This is a genomic window from Paenibacillus sinopodophylli (assembly GCF_005930355.1).
Lineage (GTDB): Bacteria > Bacillota > Bacilli > Paenibacillales > Paenibacillaceae > Pristimantibacillus > Pristimantibacillus sinopodophylli.
In genome coordinates, this window is record NZ_VDBO01000001.1 from 1,214,763 (window position 1) to 1,236,828 (window position 22,066).

At 47.0% G+C, this 22,066-nt stretch carries 21 protein-coding genes; 5 read left to right on the top strand and 16 right to left on the bottom strand.

Annotation, left to right across the window (positions count from 1 at the left end; translation table 11 throughout):
• Window positions 1-60: 60 nt before the first annotated feature.
• From FGT79_RS05420 to FGT79_RS05435, 4 genes are all read right to left on the bottom strand, one after another.
• Window positions 61-759 (bottom strand): 5'-methylthioadenosine/adenosylhomocysteine nucleosidase, encoded by a 699-nt coding sequence (locus FGT79_RS05420; RefSeq protein ID WP_138751722.1) that lies wholly within the window; start codon window positions 757-759, stop codon window positions 61-63.
• A 4-nt stretch (window positions 760-763) separates the two neighbouring features.
• Entirely contained in the window at window positions 764-1,768 is a 1,005-nt protein-coding gene (ccpA, locus tag FGT79_RS05425; RefSeq protein ID WP_138751723.1) for a catabolite control protein A, read from the bottom strand.
• A 308-nt stretch (window positions 1,769-2,076) separates the two neighbouring features.
• A complete protein-coding gene (locus FGT79_RS05430; RefSeq protein ID WP_342778458.1) occupies window positions 2,077-2,460 on the bottom strand; it encodes a hypothetical protein in 384 nt (127 codons plus the stop codon).
• A 187-nt stretch (window positions 2,461-2,647) separates the two neighbouring features.
• On the bottom strand, window positions 2,648-3,085 hold the full coding sequence (locus tag FGT79_RS05435) for a VanZ family protein (RefSeq protein ID WP_171056087.1): 438 nt from the start codon (window positions 3,083-3,085) through the stop codon (window positions 2,648-2,650).
• A 52-nt stretch (window positions 3,086-3,137) separates the two neighbouring features.
• On the opposite strand from FGT79_RS05435, the gene FGT79_RS05440 reads away from it, so the two are divergent.
• Window positions 3,138-3,668 carry a type 1 glutamine amidotransferase domain-containing protein gene (locus FGT79_RS05440; protein ID WP_138751725.1) on the top strand — a complete coding sequence of 177 codons (531 nt, stop codon included), beginning with the start codon at window positions 3,138-3,140 and terminating at the stop codon, window positions 3,666-3,668.
• On the opposite strand, the gene ptsP is transcribed toward FGT79_RS05440, so the two are convergent.
• The 6 genes from ptsP to FGT79_RS05470 all read right to left on the bottom strand — a co-directional run bounded on the left by ptsP (window position 3,665) and on the right by FGT79_RS05470 (window position 10,660).
• Window positions 3,665-5,407 (bottom strand): phosphoenolpyruvate--protein phosphotransferase, encoded by a 1,743-nt coding sequence (gene ptsP, locus FGT79_RS05445; RefSeq protein ID WP_138751726.1) that lies wholly within the window; start codon window positions 5,405-5,407, stop codon window positions 3,665-3,667. The two genes, FGT79_RS05440 and ptsP, sit on opposite strands and share 4 nt — an antisense overlap.
• Window positions 5,404-7,290, bottom strand: a complete 1,887-nt coding sequence (locus FGT79_RS05450) for a glucose PTS transporter subunit IIA (protein ID WP_138751727.1) — start codon at window positions 7,288-7,290, stop codon at window positions 5,404-5,406. The genes ptsP and FGT79_RS05450 overlap by 4 nt, the downstream gene beginning before the upstream one ends.
• A gap of 249 nt (window positions 7,291-7,539) precedes the next feature.
• A complete protein-coding gene (locus tag FGT79_RS05455) occupies window positions 7,540-8,166 on the bottom strand; it encodes a hypothetical protein (protein ID WP_138751728.1) in 627 nt (208 codons plus the stop codon).
• 102 nt (window positions 8,167-8,268) lie between these two features.
• Window positions 8,269-8,703 (bottom strand): CoA-binding protein, encoded by a 435-nt coding sequence (locus FGT79_RS05460; protein ID WP_138751729.1) that lies wholly within the window; start codon window positions 8,701-8,703, stop codon window positions 8,269-8,271.
• A gap of 58 nt (window positions 8,704-8,761) precedes the next feature.
• Window positions 8,762-10,057: a 3-phosphoshikimate 1-carboxyvinyltransferase gene (aroA, locus tag FGT79_RS05465; protein WP_138751730.1), complete on the bottom strand. Its 1,296-nt coding sequence runs from the start codon at window positions 10,055-10,057 to the stop codon at window positions 8,762-8,764.
• Window positions 10,058-10,132: 75 nt separating this feature from the next.
• A complete protein-coding gene (locus tag FGT79_RS05470) occupies window positions 10,133-10,660 on the bottom strand; it encodes a shikimate kinase (protein ID WP_138751731.1) in 528 nt (175 codons plus the stop codon).
• A 145-nt stretch (window positions 10,661-10,805) separates the two neighbouring features.
• On the opposite strand from FGT79_RS05470, the gene FGT79_RS05475 reads away from it, so the two are divergent.
• The gene (locus FGT79_RS05475; protein ID WP_138751732.1) at window positions 10,806-11,129 is read left to right on the top strand and encodes a hypothetical protein; all 324 of its coding nucleotides are present in this window, start codon (window positions 10,806-10,808) and stop codon (window positions 11,127-11,129) included.
• A gap of 15 nt (window positions 11,130-11,144) precedes the next feature.
• Here the strand turns inward: FGT79_RS05475 and gndA are convergent, their stop codons facing one another.
• The 6 genes from gndA to FGT79_RS05505 form a co-directional block, all read right to left on the bottom strand.
• Window positions 11,145-12,557, bottom strand: coding sequence for an NADP-dependent phosphogluconate dehydrogenase (gndA, locus tag FGT79_RS05480; RefSeq protein WP_138751733.1), 1,413 nt, complete (start codon window positions 12,555-12,557; stop codon window positions 11,145-11,147).
• 284 nt (window positions 12,558-12,841) lie between these two features.
• On the bottom strand, window positions 12,842-13,438 hold the full coding sequence (locus FGT79_RS05485) for a hypothetical protein (RefSeq protein ID WP_138751734.1): 597 nt from the start codon (window positions 13,436-13,438) through the stop codon (window positions 12,842-12,844).
• Between the two features lie 254 nt (window positions 13,439-13,692).
• Window positions 13,693-15,414 carry a proline--tRNA ligase gene (locus tag FGT79_RS05490; protein WP_138751735.1) on the bottom strand — a complete coding sequence of 574 codons (1,722 nt, stop codon included), beginning with the start codon at window positions 15,412-15,414 and terminating at the stop codon, window positions 13,693-13,695.
• Between the two features lie 570 nt (window positions 15,415-15,984).
• Window positions 15,985-17,136, bottom strand: a complete 1,152-nt coding sequence (locus FGT79_RS05495; RefSeq protein WP_138751736.1) for an ABC transporter permease — start codon at window positions 17,134-17,136, stop codon at window positions 15,985-15,987.
• The gene (locus FGT79_RS05500; protein WP_138751737.1) at window positions 17,129-18,298 is read right to left on the bottom strand and encodes an ABC transporter permease; all 1,170 of its coding nucleotides are present in this window, start codon (window positions 18,296-18,298) and stop codon (window positions 17,129-17,131) included. Before FGT79_RS05500 ends, FGT79_RS05495 begins: the two co-directional genes overlap by 8 nt.
• A 12-nt stretch (window positions 18,299-18,310) precedes the next feature.
• Entirely contained in the window at window positions 18,311-19,255 is a 945-nt protein-coding gene (locus FGT79_RS05505) for an ABC transporter ATP-binding protein (RefSeq protein ID WP_138751738.1), read from the bottom strand.
• A gap of 220 nt (window positions 19,256-19,475) precedes the next feature.
• On the opposite strand from FGT79_RS05505, the gene FGT79_RS05510 reads away from it, so the two are divergent.
• The 3 genes from FGT79_RS05510 (at window position 19,476) to FGT79_RS05520 (ending at window position 22,005) form a co-directional block, all read left to right on the top strand.
• Window positions 19,476-20,606 carry a sensor histidine kinase gene (locus FGT79_RS05510; RefSeq protein WP_138751739.1) on the top strand — a complete coding sequence of 377 codons (1,131 nt, stop codon included), beginning with the start codon at window positions 19,476-19,478 and terminating at the stop codon, window positions 20,604-20,606.
• A 34-nt stretch (window positions 20,607-20,640) separates the two neighbouring features.
• Window positions 20,641-21,282, top strand: coding sequence for a response regulator transcription factor (locus FGT79_RS05515; RefSeq protein ID WP_138751740.1), 642 nt, complete (start codon window positions 20,641-20,643; stop codon window positions 21,280-21,282).
• A 75-nt stretch (window positions 21,283-21,357) separates the two neighbouring features.
• Window positions 21,358-22,005, top strand: a complete 648-nt coding sequence (locus FGT79_RS05520; protein ID WP_138751741.1) for a DUF1054 domain-containing protein — start codon at window positions 21,358-21,360, stop codon at window positions 22,003-22,005.
• Window positions 22,006-22,066 lie beyond the last annotated feature (61 nt).

A 22,066-nucleotide genomic window follows, 5' to 3' on the forward strand; every position in this document is an offset into this window, starting at 1 on the left:
GCATCAAACAAGAAGCCGCGATGCTTGGCATCGCGGCTTCTTGTTTCATCTGCGCTATGATTAGATATGTTTGAGGATATCATCAATAATTTGGTAAGAATGTTTAGATGCTATCACCGTAAATTCCGGGAAATTCACATGAGCAGATCCATCCGCTTTGTCTGACATTGAACGAATGATAACAAACGGCGTATCATTCATATCACAAACTTGAGCAACGGACGAGCCTTCCATCTCTGCACAAGCACCTCCAAGTGTCTCATGAAGCAGTTGAACAGATTCGCGGCTAGCAATAAATTGATCGCCCGATAATACGATTCCTTTCAGGCTGCGACCTGAGAACAACCTGTTGCTTGCAGATGTAGCAAGCTCAACCAAACGCTCATCGGCCACAAACTCCGATTTCGGATGGAATGGAATCGTTCCACGAGCAAACCCAAGCGGGGAACAATCCATATCATGCTGAATACAGCTCGTTGACACAACGATATCTCCAATATTCAACTGTGGATCAAGCGCTCCGGCAACACCTGTGAACAAGACGCAATCAGCACCAAGATCCAACAAAATCTGCGTACAAACCGCAGCGTTAACTTTGCCGACACCTGACTTGCAATAGATTACCGACTTGCCATGAAACGTTCCCTCGTAATACGTAATGCCTGCTTTCGTGACCTGTGACGCAATGGTTACGTGCTCGTGGAGCAATTCGATTTCTTCAACCATTGCACCGATAATTCCGATTTTGTTAAACGACATTTCCTTATACTCCTCCAACCGATTGACGCACAACGATTTCATGCGGCAGAACTACTTTGGATTGATCTACATTCTCTTTCTTCATCAGCTTAGTCAACAAACGCATCGATACTGCGCCAATATCATACATCGGCTGAGCAACTGCCGTAAGCTGTGGTCTAACCATGGAAGCCATGCGGCTGTTGTCAACGCTGATAATGGAAATATCATCAGGTACGCGCAGGCCTGAATCCTGTATGCTATGAATCGCTCCGATAGCCATTTCATCCGTTGCAGAGAATACGGCTGTCGGACGCTCACCCAGCTCAATAAAGTATTTCATTGCTTCTGCACCGGATTCGTAGCGATAATTGCCGATACGTACCAATGCATCATCGTATGCAATACCTGCAGCTTCTAGTGCGCGCTTATAGCCTTGGAATCGTGCATAGCCGATAGATGGATCCTGAAGCGTGCCGCTGATCATCGCAATGCGCGTATGGCCTTGCTCAAGCAGCTTCTGAACGGCATCGTATGCAGCATCCTCATGATTAATATCGACAGATGGAATCTGTCCACTCTCATCTGATGTCGCACATAGTACAATTGGAACATTGGCAGTCTTAAACGCCTGCAAATGCTCTTCTGTTACGGCTCCGCCCATAAACAACAGACCATCGACTTGCTTCTCCAATAGTGTGTTAATAACGCGGATTTCTTTATCTTTCTTCTTATCCGCGTTGCACAAAATAATATTATAGTGATACATATTAGCGATATCTTCGATTCCGCGAGCAACTTCCGCAAAAATAGCGTTAGAAATATCGGGAATAACTACGCCAACAGTCGTCGTTTTCTTGCTTGCAAGTCCTCTTGCAACAGCGTTCGGACGATAGCCAAGGCGTTCGATTGCTTCGTATACTTTCTTCCGTGTAGCGGGCTTCACATTCGGATTGTTGTTCACAACCCGAGAAACCGTAGCCATCGACACTCCTGCTTCTCTTGCTACATCATAAATGGTTACCGTCACAGTGGTCCTCTCCATTAGCTCAGAATATGATTCTCGTACGACAAATATTAACGTAATCATAGCACAAAGAAATGAGCAACGCAAAACAAAAGACGTCAAAAACCTTGCTGTTTCGTGCTTTCATTGTGTTTTCAAAACAAGAAACATCCTTATGTACAAAAAGAAAACACACACTTTGAATTGCTTCCAATTCACTAGGAGTGACTATGGCAACATGTAAAAACGGGCTGAGAATATTCTCAGCCCGCTTGAAATTAATTCTATTCATTTACCGTTTGCGCATCATCAGGCCTAACAAAACCATGCAGCTATGTAAGCAGCGTGCGCCGGCTCATTTGTTCAAGCCTTTTCTTCACATCGGAAATCCATGCTTCATCATTGAGTGTTTGGGCAAGTAATAACAAGTCAAGCAGCTTGTTTATTCTCTGCTCAATTAAACGCTCAAATGCAGGTTGATCGGTATGCAGCTTCTCTGCTTTGGCCTCAACCAATAGATTGGCCCACTCATTGCATTCATTGAACAAAAAGGTTTGTTTGTCCGGCTGTGCGCCGAGTTGTGAGATTAACCCGGTCAGATCAGGCTTTACTTCCGGAAATACTTCGCTTCGATTGCAGGTTGTGCATGAGTAAATAGGGACGTTATCGATCTCTACTTTCCCTGAATAAATGACTGTGCGCAGTTTCATCTTCATGATGTCACCACAATGACAGCTCTTATACAAAGTGGTCCACTCCTTCTTAATAGCAGCTACTAACACGAGGCGTAGCTTTCAGAGTTACAATGTATAAATGATTCGACCAATTTCGCGTAAATTCCTGCTTTACCAGCCTTGTAATTTTTACTACTATAAAAGGCAATAAAATCCGTATTTTTCCTAGTCAAGGGGCTACCTTCCGCCATCTTCTTCGAACCCACGGCACTGCTGCTACCGCTGTCCAAATCGCTGCACCGATCATATCATTACGCACATCCATTGCATCTGGCATTCTACCTCCCACAAAGGACTGATGATATTCATCGGACACACCATATATTCCGCAAAGCAGTACAATAAGGAGCTTCATCCCTAACCGGTCGGCTTTTTTCCCAATGCCGTAATCCAAGGTAAGCGCAAGTATGAAATAAGAGACAAAATGGCCCCAATCGAAACCCTTCATAAAGGGAAAGAAAGTTTGAAAGAATGGCAGAAACGTATTGATTTCGTCACTCGTTCTTGAGGACAAGATAAAAATAATCGTCATCCATATGACTGCCGGCAGGAAACGCATCAGCCGTGCAGGTGAAAAGCGTGTCGATGTCTGATTTATTTGCTTCATTGTTTCTCCTTCGTTACAATAATAGAGATCATTCATAGATGGAGGGAATAGAATGTCCTTACAAAACAAAACCGTCATCTGCTTATTAGACGACGAGTTCGAAGATTTGGAATTATGGTATCCGGTATACCGCACCCGTGAAGCTGGGGCAACGGTTCTCTATGCCGGTCCTGAGAGAGGTAAAAAACATATTGGCAAATACGGCGTGCCGGCTATAGCCGACCTATCATTCGATGAAGTAAACAGCGAGGATATCATTGGTCTCCTTGTTCCTGGCGGCTGGGCACCCGATAAGCTCCGCAGATATCCAAAAGTGCTTGAGCTCGTTCAAGAGCTAAATGCTCAGAATAAACCAATCGGCCAAATTTGCCATGCAGGCTGGGTATTGATTTCCGCTAAAATTCTAGAGGGCCGCAAGGTGACTTCTACACCTGGCATACGCGATGATATGGAAAATGCAGGAGCTACATGGTTTGATGAAGAGGTAGTAGTCGACGGAAACCTCATCTCAGCGAGACGTCCGCCTGACCTTCCTCCCTATGCCAAAGCATTTGTAGATGCACTACTACAGCGAATGGGCTAACCATTCGCTGTTTTTTTGTCTACTCGATTCACGAAGGAGGTAAGCAGTTCTAGAATTTCGGTACTTGTACGGCAGCTGTGCAATTGCTGGAACACCTCACTACTCTCCTCCTGCGAAGTACTTAGCAGCTGCTGCTTCACTTGCAGAATCGAATGGGAGGACATACTCAGCTCGTCAACGTCGAGACTCAGCCAAATGGGCAATGCGCGCAAATCGCCAGCAAGCTCTCCGCACACGCCAACTGTAATTCCCGCTCTTTTGGCAGCTTCAACTGTCATTTTCAGCATTCGAATTAACGCTGGATGATAGGGCTCATATAGATGTGATATCTCTTCATTCATGCGATCGACTGCAAGCGTGAACTGAACCAGATCATTGGTGCCAATGCTGAAGAAATCCACTTCTTCGGCTAGAAGATCCGCGATCATAACCGCTGCCGGCACTTCGATCATAATGCCGATCTTCATTCCTTTATCATAAGGAATACCAGCTTCTTCAAGCTCAAGCTTCGCTTCGTTCAGTACAGCATTAGCCGCACGAACTTCATCAACGGAAGATATGAGCGGATACATCAGCTTCACTTTCCCATAATGACTAGCACGCAAAATCGCCCTAAGCTGTGTCTTGAACAAATCCTTGCGGTCGAGCGAAATCCGAATCGCTCTGTAGCCTAGAAACGGATTATCTTCCTCCGGCAATTCGAAGTAATCAAGCTGTTTGTCGCCGCCTACGTCAAGCGTGCGAATGACAAGCGGCTCGCCTCCGAGTCTTTCTGCAACGCTGCGATACACGTCGAACTGCTCTTCTTCCTTCGGAAAGCGATTGCGGTCCATATATAAAAATTCGGTACGGAATAAACCAACGCCATGCGCGCCGCTAGATAGAGCGATTTCAAGCTCTTTGAAGGAGCTGATATTCGCTGCCAGCTCTAATCTCTTGCCATCAGGCGTAACAGGCCTGTGGCCTGCAATGCCGTGAAGCTGTTTTTTCGCCTCTGCTTGATGACTGTGCAATTTAGTATAAGTAAGGATAATTTCTTGCACAGGATCTATAAAAACACTTCCGTCTGTGCCATCAATAATAATGGTTTGGCCCGTTTGAATCGGTTCGGCCAGCTTCGTCTCAACTCCTACAACAAGCGGTACTCCTAATGCTCTAGCCATAATGGCTGAATGCGAGGTTGTGCTCCCAGCAAGGGTCACAATACCGAGTACATGCTGTGGGTTAATATGTGCAAGCTGTGAGGGGGACAGCTCCTTCGCAATGAGTATAAAGGGCTGCGTGTCGGAAGGGAGCGTAATCTCTGGTGCTCCAAGCAAGTGCTTCAGCAGTCGATTGCCGACATCCTTGATATCCAGCGCTCTCTCCTTCATATACTCATCATCAAGCAGATCAAACATCGTCACAAAATGATCGATAGCTTCCTTTACAGCCACCTCTGCTGCCTTATACTGGCGCTGAATGATGCCTTGAATCTCATTCATAAAGACAGGATCATCCAAAATTGCAATATGAGCATCGAAGATATGTGTCTCTTCCGAGCCAACAACATCGCGAAGCTCATCTTTAATTTGCTCGATCTCCGACTTCGAGGTGCGAATGCCTTCATACACGCGCTCGAACTCTCTAGCGAAATCAGCGACATCGATTTTCTGCTCCGGCAGCTCCCATTCCCAATTCGGAAGCACAAACGATCTCCCAATCGCTATGCCCGCTGACGCCCCAATTCCTTGAATCATTGTGTTTCCCCTCCACCATTTCTCTCTTTAAGAACAACGGATAAAACTGAGGACTGCCCCTTTTTCACTGCTTTGAACGGTGCGAACCTCCAAGATTGAACGCGATCAGAATTTGTAATTACCATCGGCGTGGCGAGCGATTTACTTTCCTTCCGTACCCGCTGCAGATCAAACTTAATCAGCATCATGCCTGGCGTCACTTCATCCCCTTCTTTAACAAGCGAATTAAAGTAGCCTTTTCCTCCTAGTCCTGAAGTATCGATTCCGATATGCAGCAGCACCTCAAGACCCTCCGGCGTAAGCAAGCCGATCGCGTGCATCGTCGGATAAATATGAATGACTTTACCTTTCACAGGTGAGACCAGCTCACCTCGATCCGGAATAAACGCCACACCTTGTCCAACCAGCTTTCCAGCAAAAATAGGGTCTGGAACCTCGTCGAGCGGAATCATTCTTCCCTGCATGGGTGAATGGAACAATACCTGCGCTTGATCGCGATGGATCGTCTTGATCATTTCTTCGCGAATGAGCTCCGAATAGGTACCGAAGACGACTTGAACCTGCCCGCCTCCGAGCTTGATTACGCCTGCTGCACCTAAGTTGCGAAGCGCATTAACGTCAAGCAGCTTGTCATTGGAAACTTTAAGCCGCAGCCTGGTAATACAGGACTCCATCTTGACGATATTTTGCTTGCCGCCTATTGCTTGAAGAATAAGCGGTGCACGGTAAGGAATATCACCAGCCCACTCATCCAGCTGTGAGCCTTCCTCGCGGCCTGGCGTTGGAATACGGAATCTGCGGATTGCCCAGCGGAACAAGAAATAATAAATAAAACCAACTACGATACCAATCGGAATAATCAGCCAGCCTCTTGTCGCCAAATGCTCATTGATGACAAAGTCGATAGCGCCTCCTGAGAAAGAGAAACCGTGTCTAATACCAAGCTCATAAGTCACCCACATAATGATGCCTGAAAGTATGGCGTGAACAACAAACAAATAAGGAGCAACGAATAGAAAAGCAAATTCCACCGGCTCGGTCACGCCTGTTAGAAAAGAGGCTAACGCCGCATAAAGAAACGTTTTTCTAATTTTCGGCTTCAAATCCTCACGGGCCTCATGAATAATAGCCAGCGCGATAGCAGGCAAAGCAAACATCATCGTCGGGTACATTCCGGCCATAAATACGCCTGCCGTTGGATCGCCAGCAAAAAAACGTGGTAGATCCCCATATACCATTTGACCCGTTTCCGTCTCATAGCCGCCAATCTGGAACCAGAATACATGACTTACGAGATGATGTAAGCCGAATACGACTAATATGCGATGGACAAAGCCATATAAGAAAACGCCGAAGCCTCCGCCTGATGCAACAATCTCACCTAGCTCGACCAGCATTTTCTGCAAATAAGGTGCGATGTTGATCATGCCAATTGAAAAGAACAGGCAGATGACGCTAACAAACAGCGGAACGAATCTCGGTCCTCCAAAAAACTGTATGTATTCCGGCAAGCGTAAGCTCTTGAACCGCTCATGGCTTATTCCTGCTGTAATTCCAATCAATGTACCGATCAGAACGGTCGGCTCGATCTGAACCTCGGCTGTGCCTGTTATACCGCTATATATGAACATCCCTATAAGAGCGGCCATCCCTGCAGCAAGTGCGTTCCCCGTTAGCCCGAGCGATATGCCGAGTGCGAATATGTAAGGTAAATAAGTGAAAATCGCCTCGCTGGCAGCAATTAAGTAGCCTTCCATACCTGGTAGGCCGATATATGCCCATGGCAGCTTGCTCAAGCTCAAAAAGATAGCTGCGCCTGGCAATACAATCATCGGCAGCATAAAGGCTCTGCCAAGCTGCTGCAAGCTTCCCATGAAAATCATTTTGCACCTCCTAAAGTTTTGCGAAGCAAAACTGACTTCGTAAGCATTCACTTAGTTTTGCGTACTTAGCAAAACTGACTTCGTAAGCATTAGCTGCGTTTTGCATAACAAAACTGTCATCGCTAGCCGTTTCCTAACATTTCTATAACGATGTTAAGCGTTTGCTTCGTTTTTGTCAAAGTAAAACGGCGAGCCTGTAAGGGCCCGCCGATGTTGATGATTCTTTTCCAATGTTTTTTTAAAACAATGTTATCGCATGCCGCCTGAATAAGGGGAATTTGCTGCACTCTGAGCTTGCCAGCCTACATGCGAAATGACCGGACCAGCTTGTTGATAAGCATTAGTCGCTTCATATACAGGATTGAGCGGTGTGCTCGAATGTGTCGGTGTCATGCCGCCATAGCCGTTCTGATGGTTAGCTTGCGCATAACCTCCATAATTGGAAGCCGTGTGCTGCACATAATGCGACCCAGCATTCGAACTTGGCTGATAATACGAGTGTTGATTGTCATTTCCCGCTTGATAGCCGACATGCGCGATAACCGGGCCTACATTGCCAAATGCCGTCGCAGGCGATTGTGCGTAGCTTTGAACCGGTTGATGCGAGATGAATGAATGATTCGTTCCTACCGGATTAGTCGAGTTCAAATAGTTGTTAGGCGCATAATGCTGAATGCCTTGGTTGTAAGAATTAGACGCCTGATAACCACCCGGCACATTCGAAATAATAGCATTCGATTGGTTGCCAAAACTCGGTTGGCTGAGCTGTCCTTGATAATGCGATTGCACGTGTCCGATAGGCTCGTAATGCGTGCTTTGGTTCAGGAAGCCCTGTTGACCTTGATAATTACCCGGTTGTTGCGAATATTGATTCACGTCGTGTCCTCCTTGGATTACAAGCATAAAGTCTTCAAGCAAGCCAAACACTCGCTTATGAAGCCTTCTTATTGTGTAGGAGTGACCCGTTTTTTATCAAAGTTATTTTTTGGATTTCCCGCCTGACAGCAGGATCGAATCCTCGACCTTAATGCATCGGTCCATAATGACCTCAAGCCCTGCTGAGGAGGCGATCTCTGCTGCTTCTTCGTTCGCAATGCCAAGTTGAAGCCAGAGCGTTTTGGCACCAATAGCAGCAGCCTCTTCCGCTACAGGCGGTGTATGCTCGCTTCTGCGAAATACATTCACAATATCCACAGGAACAGGAATATCATGGAGCGAAGCATAGCTTTTTTGACCTAAGATCGTATCAGCGTTAGGATTAACGGGAATAATCGTATAGCCCTTTGCTTGCATCGCTTCGGATACCATATACGACACTCGCTCGGGGTTGTCAGACAGACCTACAACGGCTACCGTCGTGCTTCGCTCAAGAATTTCCTTTATCTGCTCACGTGTTGGATTCTGGAATCCCATCCTAATCACCTCTATTTCTCAAATGGATAAAACGGACTGCTGTTGCTGCTTATTCAATCTAACCTTCAATCCACTCTACGTTTGCGCCCAAAGCCTTCAAGTGGTCAAAATAGATCGGATACGATTTCGCTACATGATGAGCATCGCGAATGCGAATTGGCTGCTTGGCTCGCAAGCCTACAACCGTCAACGCCATGATGACGCGGTGATCATAATGTGCATTAATTTCAACACCGCCCTCTACGCCTTCTGGACGTCCATGAACGATAATCTCAGCTTGACGCTCCTCTACGTTTGCGCCAGCTTTGCGAAGCTCATTCAAATAATCGGTAATGCGGTCACATTCCTTGTATCTTAGGTTTTCTACATTGTAAAACCTTGAAGTACCTTCTGCAAACACAGCTGCTGCAACCATAGCCAGAACCGCATCCGTTGCATGATCGCCGTCGAACTCGACTGCTTTCAGCTTGCCATTTCCTTTCACATGAACGATCCCGTTCTCATGTGTCAGCGGAACCTCCATCATCTGGAGCACGTCTACTACAGCACGCTCCCCTTGCTTGCTGCGCTCTTCCAACCGATGCACAATGACATCCGAATTCGTTACAGCAGCAGCTGCTAGAATCGCTGCCGAACCTGGATAATCTCCTTGCACAGAATAGGTTTTGGCTGCATAGCTTTGATTGCCTGGAACTTGGAAGCGCATATAATCCTCATCCGCATGAATGATAATTCCCGCTTGCTCCAGAACCTCCAGCGTCTGGCCTACAACCACTTTCGATTTCAAATCATGCAGCACTTCAATTTCACTGTCCTCTGGTAGCAGTGGAGTCAAAAAGAGGAGTGCGCTCAAAAATTGGGAGCTGATATTTCCTGAAACTTGAATTTTCCCGCCTTTTGGCGCTCCACCTTGAATCCGAATTGGAAGCTTGCCATCTTGGTGCTCAATCGTAACGCCCATTGCACTCAGTGCTGTGATCAGGTCGCTATGAGGCCTCTTGCCGAGGGAATCCGGATACCGATTGATGAAGGTAACGTCTGGGCACAAAGCCGCGATTGCCATTAAGAAGCGCAATACCGCCCCTGCATTTCCTACATCAAGCTGCTCCACTGGCTTCGGATTGCGGCCAAAGCCCGTAATGACGATCTTCTCGTCATCCTCCTCCACAATCGCCCCAAGATCACGGATACAACGGCGCATAGCGTCACTGTCCTCGCTGTGTGCTGGGAAATAAATGGTGCTCGTACCTTCCGCAAGTGCTGCAACCAGCAAATAACGAGTTGTGTAGTTTTTCGAAGAAAGCGCTTGAAGTTCACCTTCAAGTCTTGGCGTTGGTGTAACTAAAACGTCCATAGTTCTATGATCTCCCTTAACAATAATATATACACTTTAACTGGCCTGCGAGGCCAGTTAAAATGATGTCCTTCTTCACGATGATGCCAAGCTCCATTGCTCCATAATGGCTGCAACGACTTCTTCGGCAGTCATGCTAGTTGTATCAATAGATAGATGTGCGAAATCATACGCGTGCTTGCGCTGTTCAAGCAGTAAATGAACGCGTTCCTCTGCATCTCCCTGCAGCAACGGACGAGCTGTATCCGTCTTCACTCGAGCTAAGATCTGTTCCGGACTTGCTTTAAGCGCAACGACGAAACCATTATCCAGCATTAGCTCACGATTCGTCTCACGAAGGACAGCGCCGCCTCCAGTTGAAATCACGCAGCAATCCTCGCCGACTAGCAGCTGATGCAGCACCTTGGTTTCAATTTCACGAAATGCGGCTTCTCCATCTGAAGCGAAAATATCAGAAATCAGTCTGTTTTCATACTTTTCGATTTCCTCATCACCATCGACCCGCTTCCAGCCGAGCTCCTCTGCTAGCAGCCTGCTGACCGTTGATTTGCCGGTTCCCATGAACCCGACCAGCACTAATTTACTTATTTGTTGCCCTTCCATCGTAAACGGTTCACCCTTTTCATTCATCCTAAACCATTTTTTCTACAACATCATATCATTTTTTTATTATTCTAGGGTATAAAAAAGTTGCATATGTCGTATGGATGATAAAGATGTTATTTCAAGAACAGGAGTGACGCCAGCGATGACCAGTGATCAATCTTGGCAAGGTCTGCATCCGACACAGAAACGTATCCATCGCATTCTCGATCCTGATCATCCCCTCTGCCGAGAGGATGTCGTCTGGATGCTTGAATTTATTAAAAAAAAGGTGGCTGACGAAGATCCAGCCTTAATGGATCTTTCGCAGCCACGTTTATTGCAAAACTTTCGTTTTTTTGCTGAAGCAGCCATGTCGCTCATACATCGGAGGCATTACTCCGACCAAGAAGCAGACCGACTACGTGAATGGCTGAGACAAGCAACCTTCGGCTTGCATATCGTCCATCCACAAGAGCCAAAGCCTTAGGATATAGCTATACGATTAAGATTGCATCCAGTTGAAGTGGAAGCTTCCTTCTTTGTCCAAACGTTTGAACGTATGTGCACCGAAGTAATCGCGCTGTGCTTGAAGCAGGTTAGCTGGCAGACGCTCTGTACGGTAGCTGTCGAAATAAGCGATAGCGCTTGAGAATGCTGGAACCGGTACGCCGTTAGCAACAGCAGTCGCAATCACTTCACGCCATGCGCCTTGATACGTTTCAACAATGTTTTGGAAGTAAGAATCCAGCAACAAGTTGCGTAGGTTAGGATCACGGTCGTAAGCATCTTTGATGTTCTGCAAGAAGCGTGCACGGATAATGCAGCCGCCGCGGAAGATCATCGCGATTTCGCCATATTGAAGATCCCAGTTATATTCTTCAGAAGCTGCACGCATTTGAGCAAAGCCTTGTGCGTATGAGCAGATCTTGCTTGCAAACAATGCTTTACGAACAGATTCGATAAACGCAGCTCTATCACCTGTGAACGGTGTTTTTGCAGGACCGTTAAGCACTTTGCTTGCTGCTACGCGCTCTTCCTTCATCGCGGACAAGAAGCGAGTGAAAACCGATTCAGTGATAATGGAAAGTGGTACTCCAAGATCAAGTGAGCTTTGGCTCGTCCATTTTCCTGTTCCTTTTTGACCAGCGGAATCCAGAATGACGTCAACCATCGGCTTGCCAGTTTCTGGATCGTATTTGGAGAAGATATCCGTTGTAATTTCGATTAGGTAACTGTCAAGCTCGCCTTTGTTCCACTCTGAGAAAATGGAATGAAGCTCTTCTGCACTAACGTCAAGCACGTTTTTGAGCAGGTCGTATGCTTCACAAATCAACTGCATGTCACCGTACTCAATGCCGTTATGCACCATCTTCACATAGTGACCTGCGCCATCTGGTCCGATATATGTACAGCAAGCATCGTCGCCTACTTTAGCGGAGATCGCTTTAAGAATGGGTTCAACAAGCTCATAAGCAGATTTCTGACCGCCTGGCATAATGGAAGGGCCTTTCAATGCGCCTTCTTCGCCGCCTGACACGCCTGTACCAATGAAGCGGAAGCCTTTTGCTTCAAGATCTTTACTGCGACGAACGGTATCAGGGAAATAAGCGTTACCGCCATCAATAATGATGTCGCCCTCTGCCAAATGCGGTACGAGCGAATCAATCGTTGCATCAGTACCAGCGCCTGCTTGTACCATGATTAGAATTTTGCGCGGAACTTCAAGCGATTGCACGAATTCTTCAATACTGTATGTTGGGACAAGGTTTTTGCCCGCTGCTTCTTGTACGAGGTCATCTGTCTTCTCGCGGGAGCGGTTGAACACCGATACCGTGAAGCCTCTGCTTTCAATGTTAAGGGCAAGGTTTTTACCCATTACGGCCAATCCGATTACGCCAATTTGCTGTTTAGACATCTGGTTCTTCCATCCTTCATCATCTATTTTGGGTCACAATAGTTTTATTTTACTCTTTTTATTCCAAGAAGAAAACTGTCTATGCGGAAAAATGTCGATAAACCTGCATTAGTTTTATTGACTGGATTAAAAAGTTTAGCTTATAAATGCCTAAACCATCTGCATTTTTACCGATTTAGTGCCTCCATTCCGAGCGTCAGTACAACCTAAAAACGATCAACAGCTGAAGGCATAAGCAGCGTTTGATCGTTTTTAGGTTATTATGGGGGAGTCAGCATCTATCATCAAAGCTCCAGTTGCAGCATTTCCGAGCGAAGTGCGAGCAATCGTTCTTTCGACTCCGTAACCGCTTCCTCATCCGTGCCTTGCAGGGCGTCAAACAGCATCGACAACTCATAATCCAGCTCATAACGAAGGACGATGGCTCTTTCTTCAGCCCGCTTCGATTGAAACGCTCTAATCATTTCTTCTATTGTAACGAAAGGCTTCTTCTGATAAATAATCCGATGTTCCATACCGGACACCTCCACAAGTCGTATAATCTCACCGAACATAATACTCTCAATGACGATTTGACGATCTTTAATGCGCTTCACAACCGCATGTCCACGTGTGTCATTAATCAGCTTTTCAATCAATTCCGACAGCTTCTCGTCTTTAATGATGTAGTCTCCGACAATTTTGTAACGGTTTTTCATTCGTTGGAATTGAAGCTTTACGAGCTTGCGGCCCGTTCGAATCGAAACAAGAAACTGTCCCTCCGTCTCGCTCCAATACAAGGAATAACCCTCCTGAATAAGATCACGGATGAGATTTTGGATTTGCCGGCGGTCAAATCGCAGTTCCAAATTGCAATATTCGACTTCATGGCTTTTGTTCACGGCAATCCCTCCCTTAACTCAGTTTAGTTGACGAAATGTTCTGATAATTTGTTCTTACTTTTATCTTATACTTCATCTTATGTTCTGGCAACTTGGATTATTGACTAATTTTACTTCGAAAGGCTACTTTCGTTAAAAAAGGGCGCGGCCGCCTCCAATTGAAGACGGCTCGTACCCTTTAGGTGCTTATATTTGTTAGGCGATAATGGAATTTTTAGCACTCGACTGCACTTACTACTCGATTCCTAAGCGGATTAATAATCTGTACCTAGGGCGAAAGCCAGCGCAGCCTCTAATGCCATTTGGTGAAGCTCACCGGACTTTCTCACCTTGAGCTCCACAATTCCTTCTGCTGCCTGTTTGCCGATGACAATACGAAGCGGTATTCCAATGAGATCAGAATCCTTGAACTTAACGCCAGGACGCTCGTCGCGATCATCCAGAAGCGTCTCTACCCCTGCTGCGCTAAGTCTAGCTGCAATATGTGCCGCCAAATCCATTTGGACCGCATCCTTTACCGATACGGGTACGACATGAACCTGATAAGGAGCAATCGCTCGGGGCCACACAATGCCATTATGATCGGAATGCTGCTCGAGTACAGCAGACAACAGCCTCGATACGCCGATCCCATAACAACCCATAATGAATGGCTGCTCCTTGCCCGAAGCATTCAAATACTTAGCCTGCAGCGTCTCACTGTATTTCGTGCCTAGCTTGAATACATGTCCGACCTCAATGCCGCGGTGAAAAGCTAATCGGCCATCCGCACAGCGCGGACAACAATCTCCCGCTTCCGCATTGCGATAATCACCTGCTTCCGCTTTCAATATAAGGGAAGATGGTTGTTCGATATGCAGATGATAGTCCTTTTCGTTCGCTCCCGCAATTCCGCTCTCCATGTTAAGCACAGCGTAATCGGCAAAGATCGGTATGTGAAGACCGATTGGTCCTGCGAAACCCGTTGGGGCTCCCGTGACTCGCTCTGTCGTCGCTTGATCTGCTAGCTCCACATGTACAGCAGCTAACTGATTTTTCACTTTTATTTCGTTGACCTCATGATCTCCGCGTACAATAACGGCTACTGGCTTACCATCTGCTAAATAGATCAATGTTTTCATGAATGCTTCAGCACCAAGCCCGAATGCTTCTGTAAGCTGATCTATTTTTTTAATGTCCGGCGTATGAAGTCGCTTAGGCTCACTCAGCTGTCTATTCTGTACAATCGAAGGATTGCCGGCAGTCTGATTGTGGAACCCGTACTCTGCCTTCTCCAGATTGGCTGCATAGCTGCACGATTGACATACTGCAATCGTGTCCTCGCCAATATCGGCGAGTGCCATGAATTCATGGGTACCGCCTTCTCCGCCGATCGAGCCCGCATCTGCTTCTACCGCGCGGAAATAAAGGTTGCAGCGCGTAAATATTCGATGGTAAGCTTCGTACATACTCGTATAGCTGCGGTGAAGCCCTTCCCAATCTGCATCGAAGGAATACGCATCTTTCATTAAGAACTCCCTGCCTCGCAGCAAACCATATCGCGGCCGCTTCTCATCGCGGAATTTCGTTTGAATCTGATAGAGGGTGATCGGAAGCTGTCTGTAGGAATTCACCTCGCCCCGAACTAAAGTTGTAATAACCTCCTCATGTGTCGGTCCAAGTGTAAATTCCCGATCATGACGATCCCGCAGACGCATCAGCTCAGGACCATACACCTCATAACGGCCGGATTCTCGCCATAGCTCAGCAGGCTGCATCGATGGCATCAGTACCTCCTGCGCACCTGAAGCGTCCATCTCCTCGCGAACAATTTGCTCTAATTTGCGCAATACGCGCCTGCCAAGCGGCAAATACGTGTAAATACCAGCTGCTAGCTGTCTAATTAGGCCGGCACGCAGCATCAGTTGATGGCTAGCTGCTTCAGCCTCCGAAGGCGCTTCGCGCAGGGTTGGCATTAATAGTTGGCTCTGTCTCATGTGAAAATACCTCCAGTCATTACATTTCTAGATATAAACACCAAAAAGAACGCATTCGAAAGGGACGAATGCGTTCGTGGTACCACCCTTATATAGCCGCCATTCAAGGTGAAACGGCTGTCGCCGTCCTTTGACGGCGCAGCGCGTTTCAGTCCGAGAAATATAAGCCCTTTATAAGCCAAAAAACTTATAAACTCTTATATTTGAACAAATGGCTGCCCTCAATCGATAACGGAATGAAAATTCCGGCGGCCGTAAGCTATGCAGCTTACGGTCGCAGCTCACAAGATAGGAATGTATCAAACGTTTATAGAAGCCTTACAGCCTACCCGGCTTCCTCTCTGCATAAACGCAGCTTGATTCATATAGTCTTGGTCAACGCCGTTCGTTTGTCATGAACTTTTGACAAATTTACAATACAACGTAGATGAAGTCAAGCATATTCTCGTGCCAGCTTCCTATACAAATGAAACGAAATAGCTGCATGCTGTTCGCGCTTCTTGAACAAAATCATTCTCAAGATCGCGCTGCTGCTTCACTTGTTTAACTTTTATAGCCGTATTTATCTCATCAGCTTGTGCGATTAGGTCTTAATACAACAGAGCCGAATGTAATCAATACTGCTGCAAACAAAAGCAGAATCAAGAGCTGCCAGCCGATATCGGAATAGCTGCCGCCTCCACCTAGTTGGTCAATCGCCTGAATTGCCCATTTCTGCGGGGTGAAATTAGCCAGCTTCTGCATGAAATCAGGCAACATTGACAGTGGAAAGAAACAGCCGCTGACAAGGCAGGATGGGATGATGATCAGATTGTTGATCTGCGAGAGCTGGTTACTATTTCGTACAAGACCTGCTGTCGCAGATGACAGACCAACGGCAGCAAAAAGGAAACATTCTAAAACGAGCAGCAAAGAACCAAAAGAAATGCCCGGCGAATAGCCAAAAACGTGATACAGCAGCACTAAAAAAATAACAAGCTGGATCGTGCCTACCAGCATACTCCCCATAAAGTTGCCGAAAGCGATGTCCATCGAACGCAGCGGAGCCGTATACATTCTAGCCATGACTCTCGTCTCGCGATCCTCCATAACAAAACCGATGGATTGACTGACTAACAGCATAAGAAACATGAGAATAAGTCCAATCATCATAGGACTTGAGACAATTTGGCCGAGCTTCATTTCCTTATTCACAGCACTAACAACTGGCACTGCTTGCGCTTGAAGCAAGGCCGTCAGCAGCGTAGGATCAACTTCCGAAGTTTCTGAACTCCTAGCCAGCTCTGCTGATTCGTAAATGCGATCAACTTCCGCGCTGAGCATTGCCGCGAGCGAAGCATTCCATAATTGCTCATTCATTTGGTACACGACCGGCTTCGAGCGGACGCCATCCAGCAGTTGTGATGAGAAATCAGATGGAACATAGATCGCAGCATCTGCTTTGCCAGCAAGGACAAGCTCTTTCAGCTCATTCTCCGAAAGCTTAGTATCTTTTAGAATTCCATAATACGGCATCTGCCCCTGTTCGGAAGTTAAATAAGCACCATACGAGCCTTGATCCGCATTGTTGACGACAATAATCGCTTTATTGGCATTCAAACCTGTGAGCAATCCCGCCATTAAGGACAAGATGAGCGCCGGAAGCACCACATTCATAATTACGCCGCGCCGTGATCCCATCGTTCTGCGAATAAGTTGAGCAGCTATATGCAAGCTAGGCATGACGCTTCACCACCTTCGGCAATCTAACAACTGCAACGATTAATAAGCCCAGTGCAATCAACGAAAGAACACCAATACCCTGCCATACTTCCGTTTGTGAGCTCCCGTTCATAATAGCCCGTAGCGTAGAGCTCGCCCAATGGTTAATCGTCAGCTTATTGGCTCCGCCTACCATATTTTCGATGCCAGTAACCATGCCGCCGCTTAGAAATGTCATACTTAACACAATAATGGAGAACATCGTTTGAGTTGATTTTTTGTTGTGGACGAAAGATGCGACTGTAATGGCAAGACCAACTCCGGCTGCTGTCGCGAGTAAACAAATGAGCGCAATCGCGCCGTAATGGCCTCCCCAATTCACGTCATACACATAGGTCGTGAACAAGATGACGACAATCGCTTGCAGTGCAGCAAGCATGCAGGCACCAAACACAATGCCGAATACAATGATTCGAAAAGAAGAAGGGATCGCATATAAGCGATGGAGCGTACCGCTTTCCCGCTGATTAATTAATGAAATCACTGCCGTCATTCCTCCATACAGCAGAAACATAATCAAATACGTGGCCGAATAATACTGAATCGCCGTGGTCTCGCCGAAAATTCGACTGTTTCCCATGCCTAGATTATGAACCGCTATCGCCGCTTCATTCGATGCGCTCGTCCCCGCCTGCCCGAATGCCTCAGCTGCCTGCTCCGCTCCCATTAAACGTATAGCTGCAAGCTGCAAATTAACGCTCGACATATAGCGATTGACTGCTGCTTCCGCTGCTATGTTCTTTTCTGCGTAACGGCCTTCGAAAGTCAGCCACTCTGCCGCATTTCCTGACCTTACCTTCTCCGAAAATGCAGAAGGAATACTAACGCCATAATCGGCTAATCCCTCTCGCACCCAATCCTGCACGTCGTTTGCCGATTTTGCTTGCAATACCTCAATATAAAGTCCAAGATCTGCTTCTTGCCAGAATGTATCGATACTTGCTTTCATGTCCCCTTGATCTGCATTAAATACAACAACCTTAGCCTGCTTAATCTCCGTGTCGAATGCACTGCCAAGCAGTAGAATCAATAGAAGAGGCATCCCAATTAGAATTGCGAGCACTGATCGCATCCGGCTGATCTTAACAAGCTCATAATAAGCGGTTGTCCACCAAACTCTCATCGCATAATCCTCCTATTCGTCTCGCAAAGTGCGACCGGTCATTTGTAAAAAGAGCGATTCCAAATTCGGCTCTACCCTTGTCAATTTCCGAAGATGAATACCATGCTTCTGGATAATAAACAGCAAATCCTGCAGTATAGAAGACGATTCTTTCACCGCAACCTCAAGCGTTAACCCCTGGTCTCGTTCTTCCAGGTGCTTCACGCCAGGATGCTCCGATATTTCCTTATAAGACGCTTCCGACCTGCGGTCAATCTCAAAGATTAGCTTCTCGCCTTGACCAGCCTGACGCTTTAACTCATCCTTCGTACCGCATGCGATCAGCTTCCCTTGGTCAAGTATACCGATTCTAGTACAAATGGCCTCGACTTCCTCCATATAGTGGCTAGTATAGATGACTGTAGACCCCAGCTTGTTTAGCGTACGTATGGATTCCAAAATGTGATTTCTGGATTGCGGATCGATGCCAACAGTTGGCTCATCCATTATGATCAGCTTCGGCCGATGCATAATCGCACATGCAATATTAAGCCTGCGCTTCATCCCTCCCGAGAATGTTGATGGCTTTTCCTTCGCCTTCTCAAGCAAGCCAACGAATTGCAAGGCCTCATCTACCCGATCCCGAAGCAGCGCCCCTCGAAGCCCATACAGCTTCCCGAAAAACGTCACATTCTCACGAGCGGTCAAGGATTCGTAAATGGCTAGCTCCTGTGGCACGAGCCCAATACGCCTCTTCACCTCAAGCGGCTGCTTCTGAATGGAGAATCCGTCCACTAGAATGTCTCCGCTGCTAAGCGAAAGCAGCCCTGAGAGCATTTGGATGCTCGTGCTCTTGCCCGCACCATTTGGTCCAAGCAAGCCAAAAATTTCACCTTCCCCTATCGTGAATTGAAGATGGTTTACCGTTATGACCATATCGTATTTTTTTACAACATCGCGAAATATGACTAGACTCATCGTTCTTCAACCTCCTGTTTATCTCTTGTGTGACTATTGTATCTCGTTCGGCGACGGGAAACAGGTTGATAAAGTCATAAGATGAAGGTGACAAAAGTCATCTATTTGCAAACCTCCATTCATAAGCATGAAGGTTATATGAAAAGAATACCGTTCGCTCGTTCGATACGATACGATTATGCTATAATGAAGCAAATTCAGCAGCAGGAGCCCTTTTGATATGAATAAACTGCTAAACCGGATTCGAACATTGTTGGTCGCGATCCCTGCCATTGTGAGCATCACAGCTGTTGAACCACGCGATTATGCCGTATATACAACCAGCGTATTGCTTGCATTGCTGCTCATTCGATTCGTCTCGGCGCGTCCGAAATACCGCCAGTTATTACTGCTAGCCGAATTCGTCTATTTCGCTTGGGTGGCTCATAACTATGGCGGCGTACTCTTTCTAACGCTATTCTCCACACTTATCGCCACTTATCGCAGCAAGCCCGAGTTGACGCATAGCATCGCATTATCGATAGCAGGCTTGTTTGCTCTACTCACGGCTCTTCAAGGCAGTCCGCTGCCATTGCTGCTCTCAGCAGTACTGCTATGGTTGACGATAGCTGCTATTCTCAATGCATCGAATGAATCAGAGGTTAAGCATCATCAAATCGAGGATTTGTATGAAGCTTTAACGGCGAGCCATGCTGAGCTTGAAGCCGCGCGACGCCGGATGCAGCAGTATGCGCTGCAGGTCGAGCAGCAAGCTCAGATTGAAGAGCGAAACCGTATCGCCAAGGACATTCACGATGACCTTGGTCATCGGCTGATCCGTGTCAAGATGATGTCGGAAGCAGCACTGCACCTGTTTGACAGCGACGCAGACAGAGCCCGCTCCACGCTTAAGCAAATACGCGATCAACTGCAGGACAGCATGGAGCTCATGCGCCGCACAGTACGTAGAATCGGATCAGATCAGGAAAAGGATATACGACGCTATGCACTCGATCGGCTCGTGCAAGAATCGGCAGCCGCTTTAGGCATATCCGTAACCTTTCGTATAACCGGGCATGCGCGTCCGATTTATCCAAGCTTAGAGCTCATTCTTTTCAAAAATGCACAAGAAGCTATTACGAATGCAGTACGGCATGGCAATGCCACGTCCGTTACAATCGAGCTTGTGTTTGGCGCGGAGCATGTAGCGCTCACGATTGCTAACAACGGAATTATTCCAGATGAGCCGATTGCGGATGGGCTTGGCATGAAAGGCATGAAAGAACGAATGGCTTTGATCGGGGGCAGTATGGCTTGGGAGAGAGAGGGTGGCTTCGCGATTACGACGACACTTCCTCTTCTTGGCAGCTAGCGAAATCGATTAATGTTAGAAATGGAGTTGGACCATGATTCAGGTACTAGTAGTAGATGATGATCCTTTTATTCGTGAGAGCATGAAGGTCATATTGGACCTCGACAATGGTCTGCAAGTTGCAGGTGTGTGCGCGAATGGGCTGGAAGCTGCCGAATTTGTTCGCCAGCAGGCAGTCGATGTCGTTCTGATGGACATACGAATGCCAGTCTGCGACGGTGTAGAGGGAACGAAGCTGCTGCGATCGTTAGATCCCGCTCCAGCCGTACTTATTCTGACCACCTTTGACGATGATGAATATATTGCGCAGGCGATTCGGAACGGAGCGAATGGCTATCTGCTCAAAAACGTCCCGCCAAGCCGTATCATCAGCGGCATCAAAACGGTTCACGAGGGCTCTTTCCTCATCCATCCGGATATTGCCCGCAAGCTGGCAGGCATGCTGGAGACGCCGCGTGCGGATAGCGACAAAGCAGTAAGTATGATCGGCTTGACGCCAGCAGAGGAACAGATCGTCCGTCTCATTGCAGATGGTCAATCAAACAAAGAAATTGCGGCTTCAGTCTATTTGAGCGAAGGAACCGTCAAAAATTATATTACCGAAATATTAACGAAGCTTGAGCTTCGCGATCGAACACAAATCGCTATTTTTTATTTGAAATTATTACATCGATAACTTAGGCTTTCGCAGCTAAAGCTTGCAGCAATGAAAACCTGAGTCAATAATGGTTTATTGAAGGAGATTATTACGATGACTACGCAGACTTCATCTTCAAAGCTTTCTGGTTTTACCCAAGCCGACTTCGACGTATTCAACCTAGAAGGGCTTGCGGAACGAATGAACGCGATTCAATGTCAGATTCAACCGAAATTCCATGCAATCGGCGGACAGCTAGCTGTAGATGCTGCCGTTCACGCCGGCAATGAAATGTATTTGCATGTGGCTAGGCATGCACGCCGCAAAGTGAATCCGCCTAAAGACACTTGGCTTGCGATATGCAGCAATAAGCGCGGATATAAGGCGCATCCTCATTTCCAGCTCGGCTTGTTTGACGATCATTTATTCCTGTGGCTGGCGCTAATCTATGAAGTTCCGAATAAAGCCAATATCGCAACAGCATTCTTGAATCAAATCGACGATGTCATCGCACATGTGCCTAATGATTACGTTCTCTCACTTGATCACATGAAAAAAGAATCAACCGCAGTGTCCGACATGTCGAAGCAGGACTGGCAGAATGCGCTTATACGGTTCCGCGATGTACAGAAAGCGGAGCTGCTAATCGGACGGCATCTCCAAGCTGGCGACCCCCTCCTGCGTGATGGCGATGCGCTGCTTGCTCTTGCATCGACGACGTATGAGACGCTGATGCCGCTTTATCGTATGGCAAATCTGTAGACGATTCTCTTTTTTAAGAAAAATAGCAATAGGATTACTATGAAGCAGAAAAACGGCTGAG

Coding starts and splice junctions, on each gene's coding strand:
- FGT79_RS05460 (WP_138751729.1), bottom strand. CDS start 8,703: ATGGGATTCCAGAATCCAACACGTGAGCAGATAAAGGAAATTCTTGAG.
- FGT79_RS05430 (WP_342778458.1), bottom strand. CDS start 2,460: ATGAAGATGAAACTGCGCACAGTCATTTATTCAGGGAAAGTAGAGATC.
- FGT79_RS05505 (WP_138751738.1), bottom strand. CDS start 19,255: ATGAGTCTAGTCATATTTCGCGATGTTGTAAAAAAATACGATATGGTC.
- FGT79_RS05435 (WP_171056087.1), bottom strand. CDS start 3,085: ATGAAGCAAATAAATCAGACATCGACACGCTTTTCACCTGCACGGCTG.
- FGT79_RS05515 (WP_138751740.1), top strand. CDS start 20,641: ATGATTCAGGTACTAGTAGTAGATGATGATCCTTTTATTCGTGAGAGC.
- FGT79_RS05495 (WP_138751736.1), bottom strand. CDS start 17,136: ATGCCTAGCTTGCATATAGCTGCTCAACTTATTCGCAGAACGATGGGA.
- FGT79_RS05475 (WP_138751732.1), top strand. CDS start 10,806: ATGACCAGTGATCAATCTTGGCAAGGTCTGCATCCGACACAGAAACGT.
- FGT79_RS05510 (WP_138751739.1), top strand. CDS start 19,476: ATGAATAAACTGCTAAACCGGATTCGAACATTGTTGGTCGCGATCCCT.
- FGT79_RS05450 (WP_138751727.1), bottom strand. CDS start 7,290: ATGATTTTCATGGGAAGCTTGCAGCAGCTTGGCAGAGCCTTTATGCTG.
- FGT79_RS05520 (WP_138751741.1), top strand. CDS start 21,358: ATGACTACGCAGACTTCATCTTCAAAGCTTTCTGGTTTTACCCAAGCC.
- ptsP (WP_138751726.1), bottom strand. CDS start 5,407: ATGATTCAAGGAATTGGGGCGTCAGCGGGCATAGCGATTGGGAGATCG.
- FGT79_RS05470 (WP_138751731.1), bottom strand. CDS start 10,660: ATGGAAGGGCAACAAATAAGTAAATTAGTGCTGGTCGGGTTCATGGGA.
- FGT79_RS05420 (WP_138751722.1), bottom strand. CDS start 759: ATGTCGTTTAACAAAATCGGAATTATCGGTGCAATGGTTGAAGAAATC.
- aroA (WP_138751730.1), bottom strand. CDS start 10,057: ATGGACGTTTTAGTTACACCAACGCCAAGACTTGAAGGTGAACTTCAA.
- FGT79_RS05490 (WP_138751735.1), bottom strand. CDS start 15,414: ATGAGACAGAGCCAACTATTAATGCCAACCCTGCGCGAAGCGCCTTCG.
- FGT79_RS05500 (WP_138751737.1), bottom strand. CDS start 18,298: ATGAGAGTTTGGTGGACAACCGCTTATTATGAGCTTGTTAAGATCAGC.
- gndA (WP_138751733.1), bottom strand. CDS start 12,557: ATGTCTAAACAGCAAATTGGCGTAATCGGATTGGCCGTAATGGGTAAA.
- FGT79_RS05440 (WP_138751725.1), top strand. CDS start 3,138: ATGTCCTTACAAAACAAAACCGTCATCTGCTTATTAGACGACGAGTTC.